The sequence below is a fragment of the Ruegeria sp. HKCCSP351 genome (assembly GCF_017872535.1).
Lineage (GTDB): Bacteria > Pseudomonadota > Alphaproteobacteria > Rhodobacterales > Rhodobacteraceae > Ruegeria.
Window position 1 is genome coordinate 1 of sequence record NZ_JAEDOV010000029.1, and the last position, 1227, is coordinate 1227.

Here is a 1227-nt window from a genome sequence, read left to right on the forward strand (position 1 = left end):
CGTGTCGCGGTTTGATGCCGCTCCTTTGATAGCATTTATTGCAGCAAAGGAGATGAACTATGGGAACGAAACGAACGGACGAGTTTCGCGCTGATGCAGTGCGGATCGCACTGACCAGCGGATTGACACGCAAACAGGTGGCATCTGATTTGGGCGTTGGCCTATCGACTTTGAATAAGTGGATTTTGACGCATCGCGACACGGATGTTGTGTCCGATAAGGATCTTGACCTTGCCCGTGAGAACGAACGGCTTCGACGGGAGAACCGCATTCTCAAGGAGGAGAGGGAGATCTTAAAAAAGGCAACGCAGTTCTTCGCGAGCCAAAAGCCATGAGGTTCAGGTTCATCGAAGAACATCGTGACATTTTTTGCGCCAATCGGATGTGTGCCGTTTTGGATGTCAGTTCTCGCGGCCTGCGGGCCTATCGCAGCCGACCTGCCAGCCAAAGGCAGAGAAGCGATATGGTTGTTCTGGCCCATATCAAGGAACAATCCCGGCTCAGCCTGGGCAGCTATGGGCGGCCGAGAATGACGGAAGAGTTGAAAGAACTGGGCCTGAATGTTGGGCACCGCCGTGTCGGTCGGCTGATGCGAGAGAATGGCATCCGCGTCGAACGATCCAAGAGATACAAGGTGACGACCGACAGCAACCACGCTTTCAATATTGCGCCCAACCTGTTGAACCGGGACTTCCGCGCAGATCGCCCCAACCAGAAATGGGTCGGTGACATCAGCTATGTCTGGACCCGCGAAGGCTGGCTCTACCTCGCCGTGATCCTTGACCTACATTCCCGCCGGGTGATCGGCTGGGCGGTCAGCAACAGGATGAAGCGTGATCTGGCAATCCGGGCATTGAAGATGGCCGTGGCACTGCGGCAACCGCCCAAAGGATGCATTCATCACACGGATCGCGGCAGCCAATACTGTTCTCACGATTATCAGAAGCTCCTGCGACAGCATGGGTTCCAGGTATCGATGAGCGGCAAGGGCAATTGTTACGACAACTCCGCCGTCGAGACGTTCTTCAAAACAATCAAAGCCGAGTTAATCTGGCGCAGGTCATGGCCAACACGCCGAGACGTTGAAATGGCCATCTTCCAGTACATCAACGGCTTCTACAATCCGCGCCGACGGCACTCAGCATTGGGTTGGAAAAGTCCGGTCGCATTCGAACGGAAAGTGGCCTAAACGAGCACTTGGGGCGGCACAAAAATGGGACAGGTCCA

The 1227-nt window shown here is 55.0% G+C and carries 1 protein-coding gene; it reads left to right on the plus strand.

Annotated elements, in window-relative coordinates; all coding sequences use genetic code 11:
- Nucleotides 1-59: 59 nt before the first annotated feature.
- A protein-coding gene (locus tag I9182_RS20340) for an IS3 family transposase (RefSeq protein WP_209599478.1) occupies nt 60-1189 on the plus strand; the annotation gives its coding sequence in 2 pieces (ribosomal slippage) (nt 60-303 and nt 303-1189; 1131 coding nt in all).
- Nucleotides 1190-1227 lie beyond the last annotated feature (38 nt).